This is a genomic window from Rhodococcus sp. MH15, from assembly GCF_019266045.1.
Taxonomy (GTDB): domain Bacteria; phylum Actinomycetota; class Actinomycetes; order Mycobacteriales; family Mycobacteriaceae; genus Rhodococcus_F; species Rhodococcus_F qingshengii.
Genome location: NZ_LPNP01000061.1, coordinates 807779 through 829109, shown reverse-complemented (window position 1 = coordinate 829109; position 21331 = coordinate 807779). Strand labels below are relative to the sequence as shown.

The following is a 21331-nucleotide window of genomic DNA, read 5'->3' as shown; positions in this document are numbered from 1 at the left end:
AAAACCTCCTGTGACCATACGATTTGGTATTTGGGGCAGGGGTACTGGTAATCTTCTTTTCGGCCGGAGACGAGCCGCCGAGCACAACAGCGAAGCGGATCGAGCAAGGCTGGTGAGCAAGACCTTGGGGTATGGTGTAATTGGCAACACAGCGGTTTCTGGTACCGCCATTCTAGGTTCGAGTCCTGGTACCCCAGCGGAAATCCGGTCGATTTTGTGGCCGGACTCAGACAAGCTAAGCTTGCTGAGCATCCAAGAGTAAGACTGAAATACCACGTTTAAAAGCGTGTCCTGGCCCCGTCGTCTAGCGGCCTAGGACGCCGCCCTCTCAAGGCGGTAGCGCGGGTTCGAATCCCGTCGGGGCTACAAAGGAAAGACCCTCCGATCATTGATCGGGGGGTCTTTTCGTATGTGCGGGAAATGTATCCGGCGATGCGAAAAACGATCACCCCCAGTCGAATTCGACTGGGGGTGATCGTCATCTCACTCTGTTGTCCGCGATCGGTTATCCGCTCTTACGGCGGAACTCTCGCTTGTGATCGGCCGGGCCATGCGTGTTGTGGACCTTGGACTGTCCGTCGCGATGGTCGGTCGATTTGGCGTTCTGATGATTCTTCCGTTCGAGGGCCTCACGGAACTTTCGTTTGGTTTCCTCCGATTGGGATTCGGGTTCGGACGGGGTGTTGCTGTCGAGATCGCTCATATGCTCACTCCTTGTTGTTGGGCCTGTTGGTGAAACTACGCCGGCCCGAATTCGATTGCTCGTGATTTTTCCGCTCACGAATCTCAGGGCTGCGGCGGCGGTGCGGTAGAGCCGGAAAGAGGCATCGCAGGCATCCCGAGCTTGCGGTGATCCCACGAACGAGTTCGATCGGGAACGAACCGTACCGCGACGCGCTTGTGGAGCATCGCGTCGACGGCCGGGCGGAGATCGTCGGTGTACGGGCCCGTGTACCGCTCCCAGACGCTGATTCCCACAGCGAAGAGGGCTTCCGGATCTTCGACGATGACCCCGGTACCCTCCATCGAGACTCCTCGGAGCGTGTCGTACGTCTGACCGTCTTCGATCAGGACGGACATTCGGGCGTCCCGGCGAAGATTGACGGCCTTCTGCGACTTGGCTTTGGTCTCGAACCAGATTTCGCCGTCGACTATCGCGAACCACATCGCGATCAGGTGAGGCATTCCGTCGGCGCTCAACGTCGCCATCGTTGCCGTACGGCTCTTTTCGACGAAGCTCGAGATTTCGGCCTCGGTCATCGTGATCTGACTACGCTGCTTTCCTGCCATGGTCGCGTCGTACTCCTACGTGCTCGAGGATCTGAAGGCCTTACTGTGTCACGAATTACAGACGCTTGTGGAGCGCTTCGGCAGCTGCGAGAAGGTCCGCCGCCCAGCGGGCTCCCGGTCGTCTACCCATCCGATCGATGGGGCCGGAGACCGAAATCGCGGCAATGACAGCGCCTGCCGAGTCTCGGACGGGAGCCGCGACGCTGGCGACACCGGGCTCACGTTCGGCCGCGCTCTGTGCCCAGCCGCGCCGGCGAACCTCGAGGAGCACTCGTTCGCCGAACGACGCATCGGCGAGGACGGTCCGTTGGGTTTGTGGATCTGCCCATGCGAGAAGGACCTTGGCGCCGGATCCGGCGTTCATCGGCAGTCGGGCTCCGACGAGCACCGTGTCACGCAGGCCGGTCGGTGGTTCCATCGACGCGACGCAGATGCGTTGTGTGCCTTCGCGACGGTACAGCTGGACGCTTTCGCCGGTGATTTCGCGAAGGCGGGGGAGGATGAGTCCGGCCGCAGCAATGAGTGGATCATTAGCGGTGGCAGCGAGTTCGGCGAGTCCGGGCCCTGGGCACCACTGACCGTCCGAGTCGCGAGTGAGGAGTCGATGGACTTCGAGACCGACGGCGAGTCTATGGGCGGTCGCGCGCGGCAAACCGGTTCGTGCACAGAGTTCGGTGAGGCTGCACGGTTCCTCAGCTACTGCATGAAGCACGCCCATTGCTTTGTCCAGGACGCCGATGCCGCTATGCTGTCTCATAGGTCGATACCAGTTTCTCGCATAGTGGGATGCTACCGCATTTCCTGGAGGGATAGCGCATTTCCTCGGGACAGTCTGCATCTGCTGTGAAGGCTGGGGACCTACTTCACGCGCGGCGGGCCAGCCCGTAGTCCGCCGACGCGAGGCTACGTACAGAGGTGGAAGACATGGCACAGAAAGCACGCACTCTCGCCGAGAAGGTGTGGGACGACCACGTTGTCGTGAAAGGGGAGGGGCAGGATCCCGACCTCATCTACATCGATCTCCACCTCGTTCACGAAGTGACGAGCCCCCAGGCATTCGACGGACTTCGCCTGGCGGGACGCCAGTTGCGCCGTCCCGATCTGACGATCGCCACCGAAGACCACAACGTTCCGACGATCGACATCGACAAGCCGATCGCAGATCCCGTGTCCAAGACTCAGGTCGACACCTTGCGCCGAAATTGCGAGGAGTTCGGAGTTCGCTTGCACCGCATGGGCGATCTCGATCAGGGCATCGTGCATGTGGTCGGACCGCAGCTCGGCCTGACGCAGCCCGGAACCACCGTGGTGTGCGGCGACAGTCATACGTCGACGCACGGCGCATTCGGTGCGCTCGCAATGGGAATCGGCACCAGCGAGGTCGAGCATGTGATGGCAACGCAGACATTGTCGTTGCGCCCCTTCAAGACCATGGCGATCACGGTCGACGGCGAGCTGCCTCCCGGCGTCACGAGCAAGGACTTGATCCTCGCAGTCATCGCCAAGATCGGCACCGGCGGCGGCCAGGGCTACGTACTGGAGTACCGCGGCGAGGCCATTCGCAAACTGTCGATGGAAGCTCGTATGACCATCTGCAACATGTCGATCGAGGCCGGAGCCCGCGCGGGCATGATCGCACCGGACGAGACCACTTACGAGTTCATCAAGGGCCGTCCGCATGCACCGTCCGGCGCAGAGTGGGACGAAGCCGTCGCCGCGTGGGAGTTGCTCAAGACCGACGAGGGCGCGGAATTCGACAACGAGGTTCACATCGACGCAAGCGCATTGACGCCTTTCGTCACGTGGGGAACCAATCCGGGACAGGGTGCGCCGCTCGGCGACCGTGTGCCTGATCCCGAACTGATCGTCGACGAGAGCGAGCGTCAGGCAGCCGAGAAGGCGCTCACCTACATGGGTCTCGACGCCGGTATGCCGCTTCGGGATGTTTCTGTCGACACCGTGTTCGTCGGTTCGTGCACCAACGGACGCATCGAAGACCTGCGCGCAGTGGCGGAGGTGCTCGAGGGTCGCCATGTGGCAGAGGGCGTTCGGATGCTCATCGTTCCCGGCTCGATGCGGGTGCGGGCTCAAGCCGAAAGCGAAGGTCTCGGTGAAATCTTCACAGCGGCAGGGGCTGAATGGCGCCAGGCCGGTTGCTCGATGTGCTTGGGAATGAACCCTGACCAGCTTGCTCCCGGCGAGCGTTCGGCATCGACGTCCAACCGGAATTTCGAAGGCCGACAGGGTAAAGGTGGCCGGACCCATCTGGTTTCCCCGCTCGTCGCGGCTGCCACGGCGGTCCGCGGAACGCTCTCGGCACCGGCCGATCTGGTCTGACCCACTTACCATCTCGAGGAGAATTTCGATGGAATCCTTTACCACGCACAAGGGTATCGGCGTCCCGCTGCGACGCTCGAATGTCGATACCGACCAGATCATCCCTGCCGTGTACCTGAAACGGGTGACGCGCACCGGATTCGAGGACGGACTGTTTGCAGGCTGGCGTACCGACCCCAACTTCATTCTCAATCTGGCTCCGTACGACAAGGGAAGTGTCCTCGTGGCCGGTCCCGATTTCGGCACGGGCTCTTCGCGTGAGCATGCCGTGTGGGCTCTCTCCGACTTCGGATTTCGGGTCGTCATCGCATCCCGGTTCGCCGACATCTTCCGCGGAAACGCCGGAAAAGCCGGTCTCGTAGCGGCACAGGTCGAGCAGAGCGACGTCGAATTGCTCTGGAAGTTGCTCGAAGAGCAGCCCGGACTGGAATTGACAGTAGATCTCGAGAATCGGACCGTCAGCGCCGGAACTACGGTGGTGCCGTTCAATATTGACGACTACACACGGTGGCGTCTGCTGGAGGGTCTCGACGACATCGGACTGACATTGCGGCAGGTAGACGCGATTTCCGAGTTCGAAAAGTCAAGGCCTTCATGGAAACCGACTACCCTTCCAGCCCGAATTTCGCAGGGCTGAACCGAAATCCGCAACTCCGCGCGGGAAGAGAAATAGGTCACCATTTCGCAGTCACGTTGAATGAGAATTGGCGTGGCACATAGACTCTTGCCGTTATCAGGTTTACCGTGGTTCTCAGTCGGTCCGACGGTGGACCACAATTAGCGGAGGAATTTCAATGAACAAGGCAGAGCTCATCGATGTTCTGACTGAAAAGCTGGGTTCGGACAGGCGCACAGCGACCGACGCAGTGGAGCACGTCGTGGACACCATCGTCCGCGCCGTCCACCGTGGCGAGAGCGTGACCATCACCGGCTTCGGAGTCTTCGAGCAGCGTCGTCGTGCAGCACGTGTTGCACGCAACCCGCGTACGGGCGAGACCGTCAAGGTCAAGCCGACGTCGGTTCCGGCTTTCCGTCCGGGTGCGCAGTTCAAGGCTGTTATCGCTGGTGGACAGAAGCTTCCGGCCACCGGCCCGGCAGTCAAGCGTGGCGTAGCAGCACCGGCCACCAAGGCTGCAGCCAAGAAGGCTGCTGCCAAGAAGACCGCAGCCAAGAAGGCTCCGGCCAAGAAGGCTCCGGCCAAGACCGCAGCCAAGAAGACGGTTGCCGCGAAGGCTCCCGCCAAGAAGGCTCCGGCCAAGACCGCAGCCAAGAAGACGGTTGCCGCGAAGGCTCCCGCCAAGAAGGCTCCGGCCAAGACCGCAGCCAAGAAGACGGTTGCCACCAAGGCTCCCGCCAAGAAGGCTCCGGCCAAGACCGCAGCCAAGGCTCCGGCCAAGAAGGCTCCGGCCAAGAAGGCCCCCGCCAAGACCGCAGCCAAGAAGGCTCCGGCCAAGAAGGCTCCGGCCAAGCGCGCAAAGTAGTCGCGTTCGGGTGAAAAACCCGATGCCGTAAGACAAAGAGGTGCAGCCGCGGATCAGATCCGCGGCTGCACCTCTTTTTTGCTGTCTGGGAGAAGTGTGAATTCTCCTGTGTTTCAGTGCTTTGCAAAACTACCGAATCGAGCTGGGTGTCGGTTGGTCCAAATCCCTCAGGAGTTGGCGACTTTGGGGAGCGGGCTGTCGAGGTGATCCGCGGCTACCAGACGGCCGTCGAGGAACGAGAGCACCCAAGTGCTCGCCTTACGGTTGCGCGCCGAGGGCAGTGTTACACCGGCCGTATCAGCCCACCAGCGCATCAAATCGGGGATGACGCCTCCTTGGCTGCAGATTACGGGAGTGCCCTCCAGCGCGGCGATCTGCAGCGCACGCGCCCTGGCGGCGTCGGGATCGGCCTCGTAACCTTCTTCGGTCAGAAGAGGTTCCGTCGAAATCTCTACACCCAATGCCTCCGCCAATGGCATCACAGTGTCGATGCAGCGCGTACGGTCAGCCGCGAAAACCGAATCGGCTCCGAAGATTTTCAGCTGTTCGACCAAGGCGGCGGATTGCTCTTTGCCCTTGGCGTCGAGTGGACGCACATTGTCGTCGCCCTTGTATCGCTTACGGCTTCCAGCTTTTGCGTGGCGGACGAGTAATACCGTTTTCGTGTCAGGCCGAAGGGAAACGAAGCGGCGAAGAATCATTCGATCCATCGGGTAGGAAAGATGATCGGCTACCTCGGTGACCGGAAGCCAATAGAGAACATCCACTTCGCTATTCGGCCCGAAATCTCCGTCCACTGCTTCGGCCGACCAGTATTCGACCCGTTTGAGTTTGCGATGTCCCGGGATCGGGTACGTCACGCCACCGAGGTGCCTTCCGAAACGTCCAGTGATCGAGGTCTCTTCGCGGACCTCGCGAACTGCTGCGGTCAAGAAGGTCTCGCCGGGATCGAGCTTTCCTTTGGGGAATGACCAGTCGTCGTACTTCGGTCGATGTACGACGGCGATCTCGATGGCGGAAGGATCCTGAGGAGCCTTCCGCCACAGAACCGCGCCTGCGGCAAAGATGTTGGCTTTGACCGGCTTGTCGCTCATTGTGTGATCCGAGCCCGTCAAGACCCGCTGGCGGTGCGGCTGCGCATCAACGACTGTTGATGCTCACGTACGTCCTCACCGCGTTCGGGGGCAGCGACCCAACTCCCGTCCGGATGCAGTACCCAGCAGCGAGTTCGGGGATCGAGCGCGGAGTCGAAGATGTCACCGAGTTGCTTCGACAGTTTCGGGTCCTTGACCTGCACCATGACCTCGACGCGGCGATCGAGGTTGCGGTGCATCATGTCTGCGCTGCCGATCCAGAATTCGTCGGCCGAGCGGAAATGGAACATTCGCGAGTGTTCGAGGAAGCGTCCGAGAATGGAACGTACTTCGATGTTTTCGCTGAGGCCGGGAACGCCCGGCTTGAGCGCGCAGATTCCGCGGACCACTATCTCGACGGGGATACCGGCCTTGGATGCGCGGTACAATGCGTCGATGACCTGCTCGTCGACCAATGCGTTGGCCTTCAAGCGGATACCGGCATCGCGGCCTGCGAGCTTGTGAGCGATCTCGTTGTCGATCCGCTCGATGATCCCGCGGCGAACCCCGTACGGCGCTACGAGAAGGTTGCGGTAGCTCGTCTTTCGGGAGTATCCGGTCAGCGAGTTGAAGAGGTCGGTGAGGTCTGCACCGATCTCCGGTGCTGCGGTGAGCAATCCGACGTCCTCGTACATGCGCGCGGTCTTCGGGTTGTAGTTGCCCGTGCCGATGTGGCAGTAACGACGAATGGTCGAGCCCTCTCGCCTGACGACGAGGCACGTCTTGCAGTGAGTCTTGAGACCGACGAGACCGTAGACGACGTGAACGCCGGCCTGCTCGAGTTTGCGTGCCCACTTGATGTTGGCCTGCTCGTCGAAGCGGGCCTTGATCTCCACCAGCGCGACAACCTGCTTGCCGGCTTCGGCGGCGTCGATCAGTGCGTTGACGATGGGGGAGTCGCCGGAAGTGCGGTACAGGGTCTGCTTGATCGCGAGCACCTGGGGGTCGGCGGCGGCCTGTTCGATGAAGCGTTGAACGCTTGTGGAAAACGAGTCGTATGGGTGGTGGACGAGCACGTCGCCTTCGCGCAGGGTCGAGAACACGCTCTTCGGAGTCTCGCGTTCACCGAACGCCGGATGCGTCGCCGGGACGAACGGAGCGTCTTTGAGAGCCGGGCGGTCGACGGCGTAAACCTGCCAGAGGCAGGACAAGTCGAGGAGACCGGAAACCTCGATCACGTCGGCCGGATCGACGTCGAGTTCACGCAGAAGCAGTTCGAGCATGTGCTCGGTCATGTCGTCGGCAACTTCGAGGCGGACGGGTGAACCGAAACGACGACGCGCCAATTCACGTTCGAGTGCCTGCAGCAGATCCTCGTCCCGATCTTCTTCGACCTCGAAATCGGCGTTGCGTGTGATTCGGAAAGCGTGATGTTCGACGATTTCCATTCCAGGGAACAGCACGTCCAGATGAGCCGAAATCAGTTCTTCCATCGGGAGGAAAGAATCGATGGTGGACGAAGATGTCGTGCTCTTGACTCGCACGAACCGGCCGACGTTGTCGGGAACCTTGACGCGAGCGAAGTGTTCGCCGCGGGTGACGGAGTCCTTCACTGTCACGGCGAGGTTGAGGCTCAGTCCGCTGATGTAGGGGAACGGGTGAGCGTGATCGACTGCCAACGGCGTCAGTACCGGGAAGACCTGCTCGTGGAAATGCGCCGAGAGTCGGCCGTGATCGTCGGCGCTGAGGTCGGCCCATCGAACGATTGAAATGCCTTCTGCCGCCAGGGCAGGGCGGACCGAGTCGAGAAACACGTGCGCGTGCTTGTCGGCGAGTTCCTGGGTGCGACGCGCGATGAGCGCCAATTGTTCGCGTGGGGAGAGGCCGTCGGCGGACCTGACCGACAGTCCCGTCTCGTCGCGGCGCTTGAGTCCGGCGACCCGGACCATGAAAAATTCGTCGAGATTGGAAGCGAAGATGGCGAGGAACTTTGCGCGTTCGAGCAACGGCAGTGACTCGTCGGCGGCCAATGCGAGAACACGGGCATTGAAATCGAGCCAGCTGAGTTCGCGGTTGAGGTAACGATCCTCGGGAAGTCCGACGAGCAATTCGGGTAGCTCTGCCTTGGTAGCTGCAGGGGGAGCGCCCGGGATGTTGGTGGCGACCGCGACGGCCTGAGATCGCGGCGAGGTGGCCGCGCCGTTCTCGTGGCGGCCGGAGCTGTGGTCTCCGTCCGACTGGTCTTCGGAAATACGGTTTTCGAGTGCTTCGCCATTGCTCACTCGTCGATCATCCCCCACAATCGCGCGGTCCGACAATCGATGAAAGAAAATTCATCGACTGTTCGACGGCGTGGCCTTGAGTCTGGTCAACGAAGCCGATGTCGCGGGGCCTACTCCCAGTGCTCTCACAGTGCCGAGATCGGCATGGGTGTCGACGTCGGTGCGCAGTCCCGGCCATTGGCCATTGAGTGGACGAGCACCTGAATTGGCATGTCCAAGTGCGGATTCCGGCCCGAACCGAGGGTCGAGTGCGCTTTCGCCGCACGCAAACAATGCGGAAGTGCCGGTGCCGTGGTGATCGACGACGACTGAACGTCCGCCGCTTCGGGCCGCGGCCACGGCCTCCGTCAGTTCGCTCGGTTGCATCGCGGGCAAGTCCGCTTGCAGCACAACGAGGTCGACCACTCCGCGCTTGGCTCGGATATCGGCGGCCGCTGCACTCAACGCCGCGTTGAGGGTTTCCTCCGTGCGCGGTGTTGCGCCGTTGGTTCGGGCGGCGTCGGGAGCTGGATCGGCGTAGACCGTCACGCCTACGGAATATGCAAGGGCGGCAACGGTGGGGTCCGGGGTGACCACTGTGACGCTGTCGATGGCCGAGACGGCTGCAACTGTGGCGAGGGTGTCGTGAAGCATGGCCAACACGAGGTCTGCACGCGCGTCCGAGTCGAGTTCGCCCGCGAGGCGGGACTTGGCCGATCTCAAGGACTTGACGGCCACTATCGCATGCATGGGGCGTTCGATCTCCGTGCGCGCATGCGGTGTCTCCACGGCGTGTGGGTACGGGGGTTCCGCGCTGTCCATCCCTCGATCTTGCCAGTCATCACGCTCGGTGTCCGCGGCTGCCCACCGCAGTGCACCACAGGCGATACTCTGTGCAGACGATTTTTCTGGCGGCGACCCGCTTCGCCGGGTAGACGGGGTGAGCGTGTGAGTAAGGCAGCTGTATTGGGCGCAGGTTCGTGGGGAACGGCGTTGGCGAAGGTGATGGCCGAGGCCGGAACCGACGTGACGATGTGGGCCAGGCGTGAAGAGGTCGCGAAGCGCATCGACACCACGCACGAGAACAGCGACTATCTGCCAGGCATTGCTTTGCCTTCGTCGATTCGCGCGACCCACCACCACGAGGAGGCGATGGCAGGTGCTGACTTCATCGTGCTGGCGGTTCCCTCGCAGTCGCTACGAGCAAACCTGGAGCAGTGGAAAGGCTCGATCGGACCCGATGCGACTCTGCTGAGTCTGGCCAAGGGAATCGAGACCGGGACGCTCATGCGCATGAGCCAGGTCATCGTGTCGGTGACCGGCGTGGAACCGGGGCGCGTCGCGGTGCTCTCGGGCCCGAACCTTGCACACGAGATCGCCGGCGGGCAGCCCGCGGCGACGGTGATCGCCTGTTCGGATTCCTCGCGTGCCCTCGCTCTCCAGGATGCTTGTGCTACCGGCTATTTCAGGCCGTACACCAACTCCGACGTCATCGGATGCGAGATCGGTGGTGCGTGTAAGAACGTGATCGCGCTGGCCTGCGGCATGGCCGCCGGCAGTGGATTCGGCGACAACACGGTTGCCAGCATCATCACCCGTGGGCTCGCCGAGACGATTCGTCTCGGCGTTGCGCTCGGCGCCAAGGCGTCGACTCTTGCAGGCTTGGCGGGCGTCGGTGACCTGGTAGCGACCTGCACGTCCGAGTTGTCGCGAAACCGGACGTTCGGAGAGCGGCTCGGACGAGGCGGGTCGATGGAGTCGGCACAGACGGCAACCAACGGTCAGGTCGCCGAGGGCGTGAAGTCGTGCACGTCGGTACGCGCACTCGCTGCCGGATACGACGTGGAGATGCCGTTGACCGACGCGGTCCACCGGGTGTGCCACGAAGGCATGGCCGTCAGCGATGCGATCGGTCAGTTGCTCGGACGCCGGACGAAGCCGGAATGAGTGAAATCGGTGTGGGTCGCTTCGAGGATTACGGGGATTCGACGCGCAGCGTGAGCGCCGTCGCGCGCGAACACGCCGCGGGTCAGCCCATGCAACTGGGCCCGATATTCGCTGCGCCGTACCAACTTTCGGCGGACGAAGGTTCCGAGTCCGATACCTATGCACGTGCATCGAACCCGGGTTGGCGCGGACTCGAATCCGCGCTCGCGGCGCTCGAGAGAGCGGACCACGCCCTCGTCATGGGATCGGGGATGTCCGCGATCACCGCTACCTTGCGCAGCGTCCTCGTCGCGGGGGATACCGTCGTCGTGCCCTCGGACGGGTACTACCAAGTGCGGTTGTACGCGAACGAGCGCCTCGCGCCGTTGGGAATCACCGTTCGCGAGGTTTCGACTCTGCAGATGGGCGACGCGAGCTTCGTAGATCTGCTCGACGCGTCACCGGGCCGCGTGGTCGTCGTCGCCGAGACGCCGTCCAACCCGGTGCTGGACGTGGTCGACCTTCGCGTGCTCGCCGACGTGTGCCACCGTTCGGGTGCGCTGCTGATCGTCGACAACACGACCGCGACACCGCTGGGTCAGCGCCCGCTCGAATTGGGTGCCGACGTCGTGGTGGCCAGCGGTACCAAGGCTCTCAGCGGGCACAGTGACCTCCTGATGGGTTACGTCGCCACCTCCGATGCGGCAGTGAGTCGGCGAATCGAGCGTGAGCGACTTCTCTCGGGAACGGTGCTCGGCCCCTTCGAGACGTGGCTTGCGCACCGGAGCCTCGGCACGGCAGGCCTGCGATTCGGGCGTCAGTGCGACAACGCGCTGGCGCTTGCCGAGATGTTGGTAAATCACAAAGCAGTCCGGTCCGTTCGTTACCCCGGCCTTCGCGGTGACCCGTCCTATGCAACGGCATCCGGTCAGATGAATCGATTCGGCGGATTGGTGAGCGTCGAGTTGGATTCGGCTCAGGCCTTCCACTCGTTCGTCGAAGCGAGCGCTCTCGTCACGGCTGCTACCAGCTTCGGCGGGATCCACACGACGGCGGATCGCCGTGCGCGTTGGGGCGATCCGGTCAGTGCGGGGTTTGTCCGAATCGCTTGTGGCATCGAGGACACCGCCGATCTCCTGGCCGACATCGAGCGCGCACTCGACGCGTAAACGGGCCGGGTCGACGAAATCGGTCCGGCCCGATCGCGTGCCGCAGTCGATTCGGCGGTACGGTTTGACGCGTGAACAGCAGTCGTACCCGCGTGGCCGTGATCTTCGGTGGCCGGAGCAATGAGCATTCAGTGTCCTGTGTTTCCGCCGGAAGCGTCCTGAGCAACCTCGACCCCGATCGGTACGACGTCGTACCGATCGGCATCACCGTCGACGGTTCCTGGGTGCTCGGTTCGAGCGACCCCAGTTCCCTCGCGATCAGCGGGCGCGCGCTGCCGTCGGTCGACAAAGACGGAACGTCGGTGGTCCTCAGCGCGGACCCCACCCGCGAGGGCGAGGTCATCTCCTTCGACGGCTCCGACGCCGGTGCTGTGCTCGCGTCGGTCGACGTCGTGTTCCCCGTTCTTCATGGGGCTTACGGCGAAGACGGCACGATCCAGGGTCTGCTCGAACTTGCCGGGGTTCCGTACGTCGGACCCGGAGTTCTGGCCAGCGCCGCCGGCATGGACAAAGAGTTCACGAAGAAGCTTCTTGCTGCTGAAGGACTTCCCGTCGGAGTGCAGGTCGTGCTTCGACCGGGAACCGCAACGCTGACCGAAGAGCAGAAGGCGGAATTGGGCCTTCCGGTTTTCGTCAAGCCCGCTCGTGGAGGCTCGTCCATCGGCATCACTCGGGTGAGCAATTGGGACGGTCTGGACGGGGCGATCGCTCATGCACGCCTGCACGATCCCAAGGTGATCGTCGAAGGCGCGATCATCGGCCGCGAGGTGGAATGCGGCGTCCTCGAATTCCCGAACGGCGACGTCAAGGCGAGTGTGGTCGCCGAGATCCGGATGCCGGATTCCGACGCCGATTCGGACGCATTCTACGACTTCGACACCAAGTACCTCGACGACGTCTGTGAATTCGACATCCCCGCGAAACTCGACGAGTCGGTGAGCGACCAGATTCGAGAGCTTGCTGTCCGCGCGTTCAAGGCACTCGATTGCCAGGGACTCTCGCGGGTCGATTTCTTCGTCACGGCTGACGGCCCGGTGATCAACGAGATCAACACGATGCCCGGGTTCACTTCCATCTCGATGTACCCGAAGATGTGGAACGCCACCGGAATCGATTACCGCACTTTGATTTCGACTCTGGTCGACACCGCCGTCGCTCGCGGCACCGGCCTTCGCTGATCAGGGAACCGCGACCGGCGCCGGGTCGAGAGGCTTCTGTTCGAGAGTCGCCGTGATGGTGTCGGAGATTTCCTGAATCGGCGTCGGACCGGTCCCGTCGGGGATCGTGATACCGATGTATTCACCGCGGTCTACGGCAAACCAAGTGCTCGCCGCCAAACCGATGTCGGTTCCCGAGACCTGGAACCACTGGACACCGTTCACAACCTGTAGTGCTGCAGCCTGGTCGAACTCGGACGGACGGTCGAGTCCGCAGCGCAAGACGATCGGCTCTCCTTCGCTGCGCTGCCACGCTGCCGCACCGGCCGGAGCAGGTTCTACCAATTCGGCTTTCGTGAAGTCGTCGATCTTGTCGGGGAGCGCGCCGAGAAGGGAAACGCAGGCCGGCGACTCCGCTGCCGGTGCCGGCACGGGTCCCAATGCAACCGGCGAGAGTTCAGCGTTGTTTCCCGCGACGACGGCCGCGATCACTACTCCGACGATCAGGGCTACCGGGAGTGCGATGGCGGTGGCGATCAGCGCCGGACTGCGGCGCTCTGACGGATCGTCGTCGCCGTCGGGGTCGATGTCGGCGTTGTCTGCGGTGGAGGTGTTTTCTGCCATGCTCAGTTCTTCGCTCGGGTCCTGGTCCAGTCGATCAGCGGTCTTGTCACTTCTGAGAGCATGTCGGTGAATCGGTAGGATTGCCGACACACGCGTGAGCTTGCAGAAGCATTCACGACCACAGCTAGAAGGTACCGCAGGCCGCTTACGAGCGAATTGCGTCGGCATTGGAGAGACTCATCGCATCATCGGAGTTCACTGCATCATCAGAGTTCACTGCGTCATCGGAGTTCGGGTCGGAGCCCACTGTCGAGCAGGTGGGGGAGTTCGACGTGATCGCGCGATCTCTTCTCGGCCGAATCCAACCGGTCACCACTGAATTGGGGCCGGGTGACGATGCCGCCATCGTGACTTCCGGAGACGGCCGTGTGGTTGTCTCGTCCGACATGTTGGTCGAAGGTCGACATTTCCGAATGGATTGGTCTTCACCACGCGACATCGGCCGGAAGGCAGTGGCACAGAACGCTGCTGATGTGGTCTCGATGGGAGCGCGGCCGACGGCCTTCACGGTGTCTCTGGGGTGCCCGCCTTCGACACCCGTCGACGTGGTCGACGCAATCTCCGCGGGAATCTGGGACGCGGCAACCGATCTGGGCGCCGGTGTGGTCGGCGGTGACCTGGTCCAGTCACCGGTGATCGTGGTGTCGGTGACCGTGCTCGGCGATCTCGGTGGCCGTGCGGCAGTTCTGCGTTCGGGAGCAAAGATCGGTGACAAGATCGCGGTCGCCGGGTTGTTCGGTTGCTCGGCAGCAGGGTTGGCACTACTGCTCGACGAAGCCGTACTGCTCGACAAGCCCGCAAACTTTCCAGATTTGCTTGCCTCCCATCGCGTTCCGAATCCGCCGTATCAATCGGCATGGGACGCCGCAGAATCAGCACATTCCATGACGGACGTGTCCGACGGATTGATCGCGGACCTTCGACATCTCGCAGAGGCCTCGCACGTGCGGTTCGACATCTTCTCGGCTGCGGTTCCGACCTCACCGGATGTCGCATCGGCGGCCGAGGCGCTCGACGTCGATCCGCTGGACTGGATCCTCTCCGGTGGTGAAGATCACGGATTTGCAGCAACTTTCGGGCCTGAGGTCGAGATTCCGTCGGGTTGGATCGTGATCGGTGAGGTTGCCGCCGGTTCGGGCGTGAGCGTCGACGGTTCGCTTCGCGAGAGCGGCGGGGGCTGGCACAGCTTTTCGACCACCGGTACCACCGCGGTATAGGTTGCTTTCATGGCTGTATACGCACTTGGAGACAGAGTTCCGGACATTCACCCGGACGCATACGTCCACCCGGACGCGGTGGTGATCGGCGCCGTGACTCTCGCAGCGGGTACCTCGATCTGGCCGCAAGCGGTATTGCGTGGTGACTACGGAACCATTTCGGTGGGAATCGGATCGAACATCCAGGACGGAACCGTCATCCATTGCACCGCCGTCGATGCGACTGTCATCGGTTCCGGTTGCGTCGTGGGCCACAACGCGCACATCGAGGGATCGACCATCGAGGACCATTGCCTGATCGCGTCGGGGTCAGTTGTTCTCAACGGAACGGTGATCGGGACGGGGTCGATCGTCGCCGCTGGTGCGGTGGTGGCCAACAAGATGCAGGTTCCGCCGCGCAGCATGGCACTCGGTGTCCCCGCCAAGGTCCGTGCGGGATACGAGGTTCCGCTCGGTCACCTCGACGGCAACGTCAAGATGTACGCAGCCAATGCGGCGTACTACCGCGACGCGTTGCGCAGGCTCGACTGATGGCGCCGCTTGCAGAGATCGTCGATCCAGGGTGGGCGCGGGCACTCGAACCGGTCTCGGAGCAGATCTCCGCGATGGGTAAGTTCTTGCGCGAAGAGATCGCTGCGGGACGGGAGTATCTGCCTGCGGGAGAGAACGTCTTGCGTGCATTCACGAATCCGTTCGACGACGTTCGGGTGCTCATCGTCGGTCAAGACCCCTATCCGACGCCCGGTCATGCTGTCGGGTTGAGCTTTTCGGTTGCCCCGGACGTGCGGCCGGTTCCGCGAAGTCTCGGTAATATCTACAAGGAGTATCACCAGGATCTCGGGTTGCCGATACCGCCGAACGGCGATCTGACGCCGTGGTCGAAACAAGGTGTGCTGCTTCTCAATCGCGTACTCACCGTGCAGCCGGGTCAAGCCGCTTCTCATCGTAAGAAGGGCTGGGAGCCGGTGACCGAGCAGGCTATCCGCGCTTTGGTGGCGCGGTCGTCACCGATGGTGGCGATCTTGTGGGGTCGTGACGCGGCCACTCTCGCGCCGATGCTGGGCGACACACCGATCATCGAATCAGCGCACCCGTCACCGCTTTCGGCTTCGCGCGGGTTCTTCGGTTCGCGCCCGTTCAGTCGTGCGAACGAACTCTTGACCGGACTCGGAGCTGACCCGGTGGACTGGAATCTGGGCTGATCGATCAGCGTCTGCACTCACCCGGCATGCCGAACGTCGTGACACGACATTCGGCATGCCAGCTGACTAGGCCTGCTTTGCGGAAGTGAAATCGGGCCGACGCTTGTCGACGAACGCGTCGACGCCCTCGCGTCCGATCGGGCTGTTCGCTGCGATGGCGATGGACGCGGCTTCGGCGTCGAGTTGCTCGGCGAGCGAGTTCGTCCGCGACGAACGCAGCAGTGCTTTGATTCCCGAGTACGACGTACTCGGTCCGTTGGCCAGAGCGCGGGCGAGGCGAGCTGCCTCTTCTTGGACCTCGTCGTCACCGACGAGTCGGGTGAGGATCCCCAGGCGGACGGCTTCGTCGCCACCGATCACCGAATCGTTGAGAAGAATCTCGCGAGCGCGTGCCACGCCGACGATGCGTGGAAGCGTCCACGACATTCCGCCGTCCGGGGTGAAACCGATGGAGGGGTACGCGGGGCGAAGCTTGGTGCCGGTGCCGCCGATTGCGACGTCGGCGAGGCAGACCAGGCTCATTCCGGCGCCGGCAGCCCATCCGTGGACCCCGGCCACCACTGGAGCGGTCGCAGCGTCGAGCGCGCGAACGAACACGTGGAAGACGCGGGCAACCTCGGCCACGTACTCGCCGCGGTCAGGGGCTGCGGCGAACGCACGGACGTTGCCGCCGGCACAGAAGTTTGCGCCTTCGCCGACCAGAAGGATGCTCCCGATGTCGTTTCCGACTGTCTCGAGCGCCTGCGCGCCCTGAACCAGTCCTTCGTCGTCGAGGGAGGTGCCGTTGGCGGCGGTGGAAATGGTGATGCGGAGTACGCCCTCGTCGAGGGTCACTTTGCTCAGGTCATCGATGGAAGTCACTCAACGCACATTACGGGTGTCCGACAGCCATACGAAACACGGGGACACATAGATACAGCCACATAGATACAGCTCTGCCCCCGTCACCGAAGTGACGGGGGCAGAGCCTGCAATAGTTTGTGCTCGGGCAATCAGCCCCGAGCGACCTTGCCTGCCTTCAGGCAGGAGGTGCACACGTTGACCTTACGGGTGTTACCCGGGGCAACCTCGGTACGAACAGACTGAATGTTCGGGTTCCAGCGACGATTGGTACGCCGGTGCGAGTGCGAGACCGACTTACCGAAGCCGGGCCCCTTGGCGCATACGTCGCAGACGGCAGCCATAGTCGCGAACTCCTTGTTAGAAATGAATATTGAAGTGGTTACCCTACACGGTAGGGCAGCCAGAATTACAATCCGAATATACTCGACTTCGAACCGATCCTTGACCGCTCACTGTGCAGTCGAACGTGAAAACAGTCAATCAGCAACAAACAAAGTGCAGCGTTATTTCGTGTAGCCCGTTCGAGGCAACCGTGTAAGAGTAACCGCTTCCGGCCCGAATGGCCAAACCGCCCGGTAATGACGGTTGCGCAGAAGCGTCGGACTACCCTCGACTGCACCGATCACCGATCTCTTTTTCATCGTCAGTCTTTCCATCGTCGAGGGGAACCGTCAGTGGGGGAAGTGCAACGCGTCGCCGAAGAAGCGGAATCCGTCGCGGACGGACATCTGCTGCGGCGCTGGGCCCGCCGGGCGGTCGACAGCCTCCAGAAACGTCGCGGTGAGATCAACAGCCTCAACGTCTTTCCCATCCCTGATTCGGATACCGGCACCAATCTGCTGTTCACGATGCGGGCTGCACTCGATTCCGCCGAGACGATCGAGGACGACGTCCGCAGTGCGGGCCGCGTCGCCAACGCTCTGGCTCGGGGCGCCGTGTCCGGTGCTCGCGGTAATTCCGGAGTGATCCTCTCCCAGGTGATCCGGGGCATCGCCGAGAGCGTTCAAGGTGAGCACATCGACGGCCGAAGCTTCGCGAACTCGCTGACCACGGCGACGACGCTGGCCTCTCGGGCTGTCTCCGATCTGGTGGAAGGCACCATCGTCACGGTATTGCGCGCATCGGGAGAAGCAGCGCAGGAGTGCGTCGACACCAGGACACCGAGCGGCGAGGATCTTGCATCCGTGGTTGCCGCCGCTGCCGACGCCGCTGCGGTCGCACTGAACAAGACGCCGGAGCAACTGGACGTTCTCGCGTCCGCCGGGGTTGTCGATGCCGGGGGATTCGGTCTGGTTCTGATCCTCGACGCCTTTGTCGAGGTGCTGACCGGGAAGCCGCAGGTTCGCGAAGATCTGGGGACGCCGGACCCGAGGTCGAGCGCAGTTGTCGACGTCAGCGCATTCGATCACGATTGGGCTCACAAGAGCCCGATCGAATGTGGTGATCACTCGGAACAGGATTTCGAGGTCATGTACCTCGTCGACGACTCCGACGACGATCGCATGACGGCGCTGCGCACGCGGCTGTCCGTCCTCGGAGATTCGACGGTCATCGTCAGCGACGGTTTCGGCGGCTGGTCGGTGCACGTGCATTGCTGCGATGCCGGTGCAGCCGTGGAAGCCGGCCTCGAGGCCGGGAAGGTTCACGGTATTCGCATCAGCAGTTTTCTCGTCGACGAACGCGACCAGTTGGTGGCACGGGCGGAGAGGCGATTCCCCGGGGCCGGCGCGCGCGGCGTACTGGCCGTCGTTGCCGGTGACAGCGCGGCGGCGTTGTTCGAGAGTGAGGGTGCGACGGTTCTTCGGTGCGACGATGCGCCGGTGACACGCGCACAACTGCTCGGCCGCATTCGTCAGATGGAACGCAGCGAAGTTCTGGTGCTTCCGAACGGAGCTTTGACCGCGCAGGAACTCGTCGCAGTCAGTGCCGCTGCACGCGATCCGCTTCACCAGGTTCTGCTGCTGTCGACATCGTCGATGGTCCAGGGCTTGGCAGCACTTGCCGTTCACGACCCTCAGCGCAACGTCGCCGACGACGGCTTCACGATGTCCGAGGCGGCGGCCGCCACGCGCTGGGGATCGTTGCGGATCGCGGTCGAGCGTTCGCTGACCTACGTCGGGACATGTGATCCGGGTGACGCGATCGGTCTGATGGGGCACGAGGTGGTGCTCATCGGTCCCGACGTCGCGGAGTCGAGTGCGCGACTGGTCGACCTCGCGCTCGGATCCGGTGGCGAACTCGTGACCCTACTCATGGGCGCCGACGCGCCGGACGACCTGGCCGGGCAGCTCGAGGCGCACGTCGTCGCGCACCACCCGGGCGTCGACGTGCTCGTCTATCAGGGTGATCAGCCGGGTGACCTGTTCCAGTTGGGCGTGGAGTGATCGAACCGGGTCTGTCGGTGACTGCTGATATACGAACACGTGTGCTTACCGCGACACTGTGCTGGAGGAACTGATGGCGACGCTCGCCGACCCACTCGATCGGCTGCTGGGAAAGAAGACCGCGGACGCGCTCGACGAGGCATTCGAGATCCGCACCGTCGAGGACCTGCTGCGTCACTACCCACACCGGTACGCGTCGGCAGGCAAGGAACTTGCCGAGAAGGAGCCCCCCGAGGGTGAGCACATCACCATCATCGCGCGTGTGGCGTCGGCCGCCGTCGTGAAGATGAAGAACCGTCCGGGGCAGATGTTGCGAGTGTCGCTGGCGACTGATTCGCAGACCGTGGACGTCACGTTCTTCAACCCGCAGAAGGTGCGGCACGTCATCAAGCCCGGCGTTCGGGCGATGTTCTCCGGGACGGTGAAGTACTTCCGCGGCAAGTGGTCTCTCACTCATCCGAGCTACCTGATTCTCCCGGAACCTCGTGTCGGCGAAGAGGATTCGGTAGTTCCGCTTGCATCCATCAAGGGAGCCGGTGACCTTGCGGGCCTGGCTCGCGCAAATCAGGATCCCGGCGCCGAACTCGATCTGTCCGTCTTCGACCGCGCATTGATCCCGCTGTACCCGGCGACCCGCGAGGTCGAGAGCTGGACCATCATGCGGTGCGTGCGGCAAGTGCTCGACCAACTCGATCCGATCGAGGAGCCGTTGCCCGCCGAGACTCGGGCCGAGCACGGATTCATCGGTTTGGACGAGGCGCTGCGCACCGTTCACCTGCCAGATACCAAGGAAGACATCGAACGAGCACAGGATCGTCTGCGTTTCGACGAGGCGCTGTCTCTGCAGTTGGTCCTCGCGATGCGTCGTCACGACAATTCCGAGCGTGTGGCTCCGGCCTGCGCTCCGGTCGCCGGCGGGATCGCGGACCAGTTCGAGGAGATGCTCCCGTTCACTCTGACGGAGGGACAGCAAGCAGTTGCGGAGGAGATCTCCACCGACCTTGCCCGCCCACACCCGATGAGCCGCCTTCTTCAGGGCGAGGTCGGGTCAGGCAAGACGATCGTGGCTCTGCGCGCGATGCTGCAGGTCGTCGATGCGGGCTATCAGTGCGCGTTGCTCGCACCCACCGAGGTCCTGGCAAATCAGCACGCGCGATCACTGCGCAAGATGATGGGCTCGCTGGCTGCAGGTGGTGAACTCGGTTCTGCCGAACATTCCACCCGTATTGCCCTTCTTACCGGCTCGCTGCCAGTCGCTGCGAAGCGCGCAGCTCTGCTCGAAGCCGTGACCGGCGACGCCGGGATCGTCATCGGTACCCATGCGCTCATTCAGGACAACGTCGAGTTCTTCAACCTCGGCATGGTTGTCGTCGACGAGCAACACCGCTTCGGCGTCGAGCAACGTGATCAGTTGCGATCACGTGCCCGTGAAGGACTGAGTCCGCATCTGCTGGTGATGACGGCAACGCCGATTCCGCGAACCATCGCCATGACCGTGCTCGGCGACCTCGAGGTCTCGACCCTGCGAGAGCTTCCACGTGGGCGAACCCCGATCAAGAGCAGTGTCGTGCCCGCGAAGCAGAAGCCGCAGTGGGTCGATCGCGCATGGGAACGAATCCGTGAGGACGTCGCCGACGGCCGTCAGGCGTATGTCGTGTGCTCGCGGATCGGTGACGGCGAGCAGGGTGCAGGCGAAGATCAGTTCACCGAGGAGAAGCAGCCCGAGACCAAGTCGGCGGTCGACGTCTTCGAAGAGCTGTCGAGTGGTCCGCTGGCCGATCTGCGAGTCGGGTTGCTGCACGGTCGACTGCCTTCCGACGAAAAGGACGTGGTGATGAGCGCGTTCAACGTCGGTGACATCGACGTCCTCGTCTGTACGACCGTTGTCGAAGTCGGTGTCGACGTTCCGAATGCGACGGTGATGGTGATCGTCGACGCCGAGCGGTTCGGCGTCAGTCAGCTCCATCAGTTGCGTGGCCGCGTCGGTCGAGGGAAACACCAGGGACTGTGCATCCTCGTCACCGGAAGCAATCCCGGGGGGCCGGCGTACGAGCGGCTCTCGGCGGTGGCAGCGACCAACGACGGGTTCGAACTGGCTCAACTCGACCTCGCGACCAGACGTGAAGGAGACATCCTCGGTGCGGCGCAGTCGGGCACAACCTCGAATCTGCGGCTGCTTTCCCTCATGGCCCATGGAGACATCCTCGAGTCCGCCAGGGAGTTCGCTCAGGGAATCGTCGACTCCGATCCGTCGCTCGACGGTCATCCCGCCCTCGCTTCCATGGTGACCGCTGCCCTGGACTCCGACCGGATCGAGTACCTCGAGAAGTCGTGAAGGGTATGACGACAAGCTGAAATCGAATAGCA

Annotated in this window: 20 protein-coding genes and 2 tRNA genes; 13 read left to right on the top strand and 9 right to left on the bottom strand. The window is 62.8% G+C overall.

The genetic code is table 11. From position 1 onward, the window contains the following. Positions 1–125: 125 nt before the first annotated feature. Positions 126–197: transfer RNA gene (locus tag ATN37_RS11820), tRNA-Gln, on the top strand. A 96-nt stretch (positions 198–293) separates the two neighbouring features. Next, positions 294–366, top strand: a tRNA-Glu gene (locus ATN37_RS11815). Between the two features lie 139 nt (positions 367–505). On the opposite strand, the gene ATN37_RS11810 is transcribed toward ATN37_RS11815, so the two are convergent. The 3 genes from ATN37_RS11810 to ATN37_RS11800 form a co-directional block, all read right to left on the bottom strand. After that, positions 506–703, bottom strand: a complete 198-nt coding sequence (locus ATN37_RS11810) for a DUF5302 domain-containing protein (RefSeq protein ID WP_007729345.1) — start codon at positions 701–703, stop codon at positions 506–508. Positions 704–786: 83 nt separating this feature from the next. Continuing rightward, positions 787–1290: a pyridoxamine 5'-phosphate oxidase family protein gene (locus ATN37_RS11805; RefSeq protein WP_003944740.1), complete on the bottom strand. Its 504-nt coding sequence runs from the start codon at positions 1288–1290 to the stop codon at positions 787–789. 55 nt (positions 1291–1345) lie between these two features. Further along, positions 1346–2047, bottom strand: coding sequence for an IclR family transcriptional regulator (locus ATN37_RS11800; protein ID WP_007729342.1), 702 nt, complete (start codon positions 2045–2047; stop codon positions 1346–1348). 158 nt (positions 2048–2205) lie between these two features. Between ATN37_RS11800 and leuC the strand changes: the two genes are divergently transcribed. The 3 genes from leuC (at position 2206) to ATN37_RS11785 (ending at position 5108) form a co-directional block, all read left to right on the top strand. After that, positions 2206–3627 carry a 3-isopropylmalate dehydratase large subunit gene (gene leuC, locus ATN37_RS11795; protein ID WP_003944727.1) on the top strand — a complete coding sequence of 474 codons (1422 nt, stop codon included), beginning with the start codon at positions 2206–2208 and terminating at the stop codon, positions 3625–3627. 28 nt (positions 3628–3655) lie between these two features. Further along, positions 3656–4264, top strand: a complete 609-nt coding sequence (gene leuD / locus ATN37_RS11790) for a 3-isopropylmalate dehydratase small subunit (RefSeq protein ID WP_003944724.1) — start codon at positions 3656–3658, stop codon at positions 4262–4264. Between the two features lie 157 nt (positions 4265–4421). Next, positions 4422–5108 (top strand): HU family DNA-binding protein, encoded by a 687-nt coding sequence (locus ATN37_RS11785; protein ID WP_149357716.1) that lies wholly within the window; start codon positions 4422–4424, stop codon positions 5106–5108. A 167-nt stretch (positions 5109–5275) separates the two neighbouring features. Here the strand turns inward: ATN37_RS11785 and ATN37_RS11780 are convergent, their stop codons facing one another. The 3 genes from ATN37_RS11780 to cofC are packed head-to-tail and all read right to left on the bottom strand — an operon-like array spanning position 5276 to position 9264. Next, positions 5276–6202 (bottom strand): bifunctional NUDIX hydrolase/histidine phosphatase family protein, encoded by a 927-nt coding sequence (locus ATN37_RS11780; protein ID WP_007729338.1) that lies wholly within the window; start codon positions 6200–6202, stop codon positions 5276–5278. 17 nt (positions 6203–6219) lie between these two features. Beyond that, positions 6220–8463, bottom strand: coding sequence for an RNA degradosome polyphosphate kinase (locus ATN37_RS11775; RefSeq protein WP_003942685.1), 2244 nt, complete (start codon positions 8461–8463; stop codon positions 6220–6222). Between the two features lie 51 nt (positions 8464–8514). Continuing rightward, complete coding sequence (gene cofC, locus ATN37_RS11770; protein WP_007729336.1) at positions 8515–9264, bottom strand: 2-phospho-L-lactate guanylyltransferase; 750 nt, start codon at positions 9262–9264, stop codon at positions 8515–8517. 126 nt (positions 9265–9390) lie between these two features. On the opposite strand from cofC, the gene ATN37_RS11765 reads away from it, so the two are divergent. The 3 genes from ATN37_RS11765 (at position 9391) to ATN37_RS11755 (ending at position 12715) form a co-directional block, all read left to right on the top strand. Then, on the top strand, positions 9391–10389 hold the full coding sequence (locus ATN37_RS11765; RefSeq protein WP_218695159.1) for an NAD(P)H-dependent glycerol-3-phosphate dehydrogenase: 999 nt from the start codon (positions 9391–9393) through the stop codon (positions 10387–10389). Continuing rightward, positions 10386–11537, top strand: coding sequence for a cystathionine gamma-lyase (locus tag ATN37_RS11760; protein ID WP_003942728.1), 1152 nt, complete (start codon positions 10386–10388; stop codon positions 11535–11537). The genes ATN37_RS11765 and ATN37_RS11760 overlap by 4 nt, the downstream gene beginning before the upstream one ends. 71 nt (positions 11538–11608) lie before the next feature. Continuing rightward, positions 11609–12715 (top strand): D-alanine--D-alanine ligase family protein, encoded by a 1107-nt coding sequence (locus ATN37_RS11755; protein WP_042450837.1) that lies wholly within the window; start codon positions 11609–11611, stop codon positions 12713–12715. Here the strand turns inward: ATN37_RS11755 and ATN37_RS11750 are convergent, their stop codons facing one another. After that, on the bottom strand, positions 12716–13408 hold the full coding sequence (locus ATN37_RS11750; RefSeq protein ID WP_007729332.1) for a DUF3515 domain-containing protein: 693 nt from the start codon (positions 13406–13408) through the stop codon (positions 12716–12718). Positions 13409–13485: 77 nt separating this feature from the next. Between ATN37_RS11750 and ATN37_RS11745 the strand changes: the two genes are divergently transcribed. From ATN37_RS11745 to ATN37_RS11735, 3 genes are read left to right on the top strand one after another with little or no spacing between them, the layout of a single operon-like run. Then, positions 13486–14535 (top strand): thiamine-phosphate kinase, encoded by a 1050-nt coding sequence (locus ATN37_RS11745; protein ID WP_211920394.1) that lies wholly within the window; start codon positions 13486–13488, stop codon positions 14533–14535. Positions 14536–14544: 9 nt separating this feature from the next. Then, complete coding sequence (locus tag ATN37_RS11740; protein WP_003942761.1) at positions 14545–15066, top strand: gamma carbonic anhydrase family protein; 522 nt, start codon at positions 14545–14547, stop codon at positions 15064–15066. After that, entirely contained in the window at positions 15066–15737 is a 672-nt protein-coding gene (locus ATN37_RS11735) for a uracil-DNA glycosylase (RefSeq protein ID WP_020907272.1), read from the top strand. The genes ATN37_RS11740 and ATN37_RS11735 overlap by 1 nt, the downstream gene beginning before the upstream one ends. 66 nt (positions 15738–15803) lie before the next feature. On the opposite strand, the gene ATN37_RS11730 is transcribed toward ATN37_RS11735, so the two are convergent. Next, positions 15804–16598, bottom strand: coding sequence for an enoyl-CoA hydratase-related protein (locus tag ATN37_RS11730; protein WP_003942812.1), 795 nt, complete (start codon positions 16596–16598; stop codon positions 15804–15806). A gap of 131 nt (positions 16599–16729) precedes the next feature. Then, on the bottom strand, positions 16730–16921 hold the full coding sequence (gene rpmB, locus ATN37_RS11725; protein ID WP_003942669.1) for a 50S ribosomal protein L28: 192 nt from the start codon (positions 16919–16921) through the stop codon (positions 16730–16732). 333 nt (positions 16922–17254) lie between these two features. Between rpmB and ATN37_RS11720 the strand changes: the two genes are divergently transcribed. Together ATN37_RS11720 and recG are read left to right on the top strand one after the other, a co-directional pair. After that, positions 17255–18964, top strand: a complete 1710-nt coding sequence (locus tag ATN37_RS11720; RefSeq protein ID WP_003942755.1) for a DAK2 domain-containing protein — start codon at positions 17255–17257, stop codon at positions 18962–18964. 73 nt (positions 18965–19037) lie between these two features. After that, complete coding sequence (gene recG, locus ATN37_RS11715) at positions 19038–21299, top strand: ATP-dependent DNA helicase RecG (protein WP_003942757.1); 2262 nt, start codon at positions 19038–19040, stop codon at positions 21297–21299. Positions 21300–21331: the final 32 nt, after the last annotated feature.

What these genes read in the sequence shown, in the direction of transcription:
- ATN37_RS11810 (WP_007729345.1), bottom strand. Translation starts at nt 703, where the DNA reads ATGAGCGATCTCGACAGCAACACCCCGTCCGAACCCGAATCCCAATCG.
- ATN37_RS11805 (WP_003944740.1), bottom strand. Translation starts at nt 1,290, where the DNA reads ATGGCAGGAAAGCAGCGTAGTCAGATCACGATGACCGAGGCCGAAATC.
- ATN37_RS11800 (WP_007729342.1), bottom strand. Translation starts at nt 2,047, where the DNA reads ATGAGACAGCATAGCGGCATCGGCGTCCTGGACAAAGCAATGGGCGTG.
- leuD (WP_003944724.1), top strand. Translation starts at nt 3,656, where the DNA reads ATGGAATCCTTTACCACGCACAAGGGTATCGGCGTCCCGCTGCGACGC.
- ATN37_RS11785 (WP_149357716.1), top strand. Translation starts at nt 4,422, where the DNA reads ATGAACAAGGCAGAGCTCATCGATGTTCTGACTGAAAAGCTGGGTTCG.
- ATN37_RS11780 (WP_007729338.1), bottom strand. Translation starts at nt 6,202, where the DNA reads ATGAGCGACAAGCCGGTCAAAGCCAACATCTTTGCCGCAGGCGCGGTT.
- cofC (WP_007729336.1), bottom strand. Translation starts at nt 9,264, where the DNA reads ATGGACAGCGCGGAACCCCCGTACCCACACGCCGTGGAGACACCGCAT.
- ATN37_RS11760 (WP_003942728.1), top strand. Translation starts at nt 10,386, where the DNA reads ATGAGTGAAATCGGTGTGGGTCGCTTCGAGGATTACGGGGATTCGACG.
- ATN37_RS11740 (WP_003942761.1), top strand. Translation starts at nt 14,545, where the DNA reads ATGGCTGTATACGCACTTGGAGACAGAGTTCCGGACATTCACCCGGAC.
- ATN37_RS11735 (WP_020907272.1), top strand. Translation starts at nt 15,066, where the DNA reads ATGGCGCCGCTTGCAGAGATCGTCGATCCAGGGTGGGCGCGGGCACTC.
- rpmB (WP_003942669.1), bottom strand. Translation starts at nt 16,921, where the DNA reads ATGGCTGCCGTCTGCGACGTATGCGCCAAGGGGCCCGGCTTCGGTAAG.
- recG (WP_003942757.1), top strand. Translation starts at nt 19,038, where the DNA reads ATGGCGACGCTCGCCGACCCACTCGATCGGCTGCTGGGAAAGAAGACC.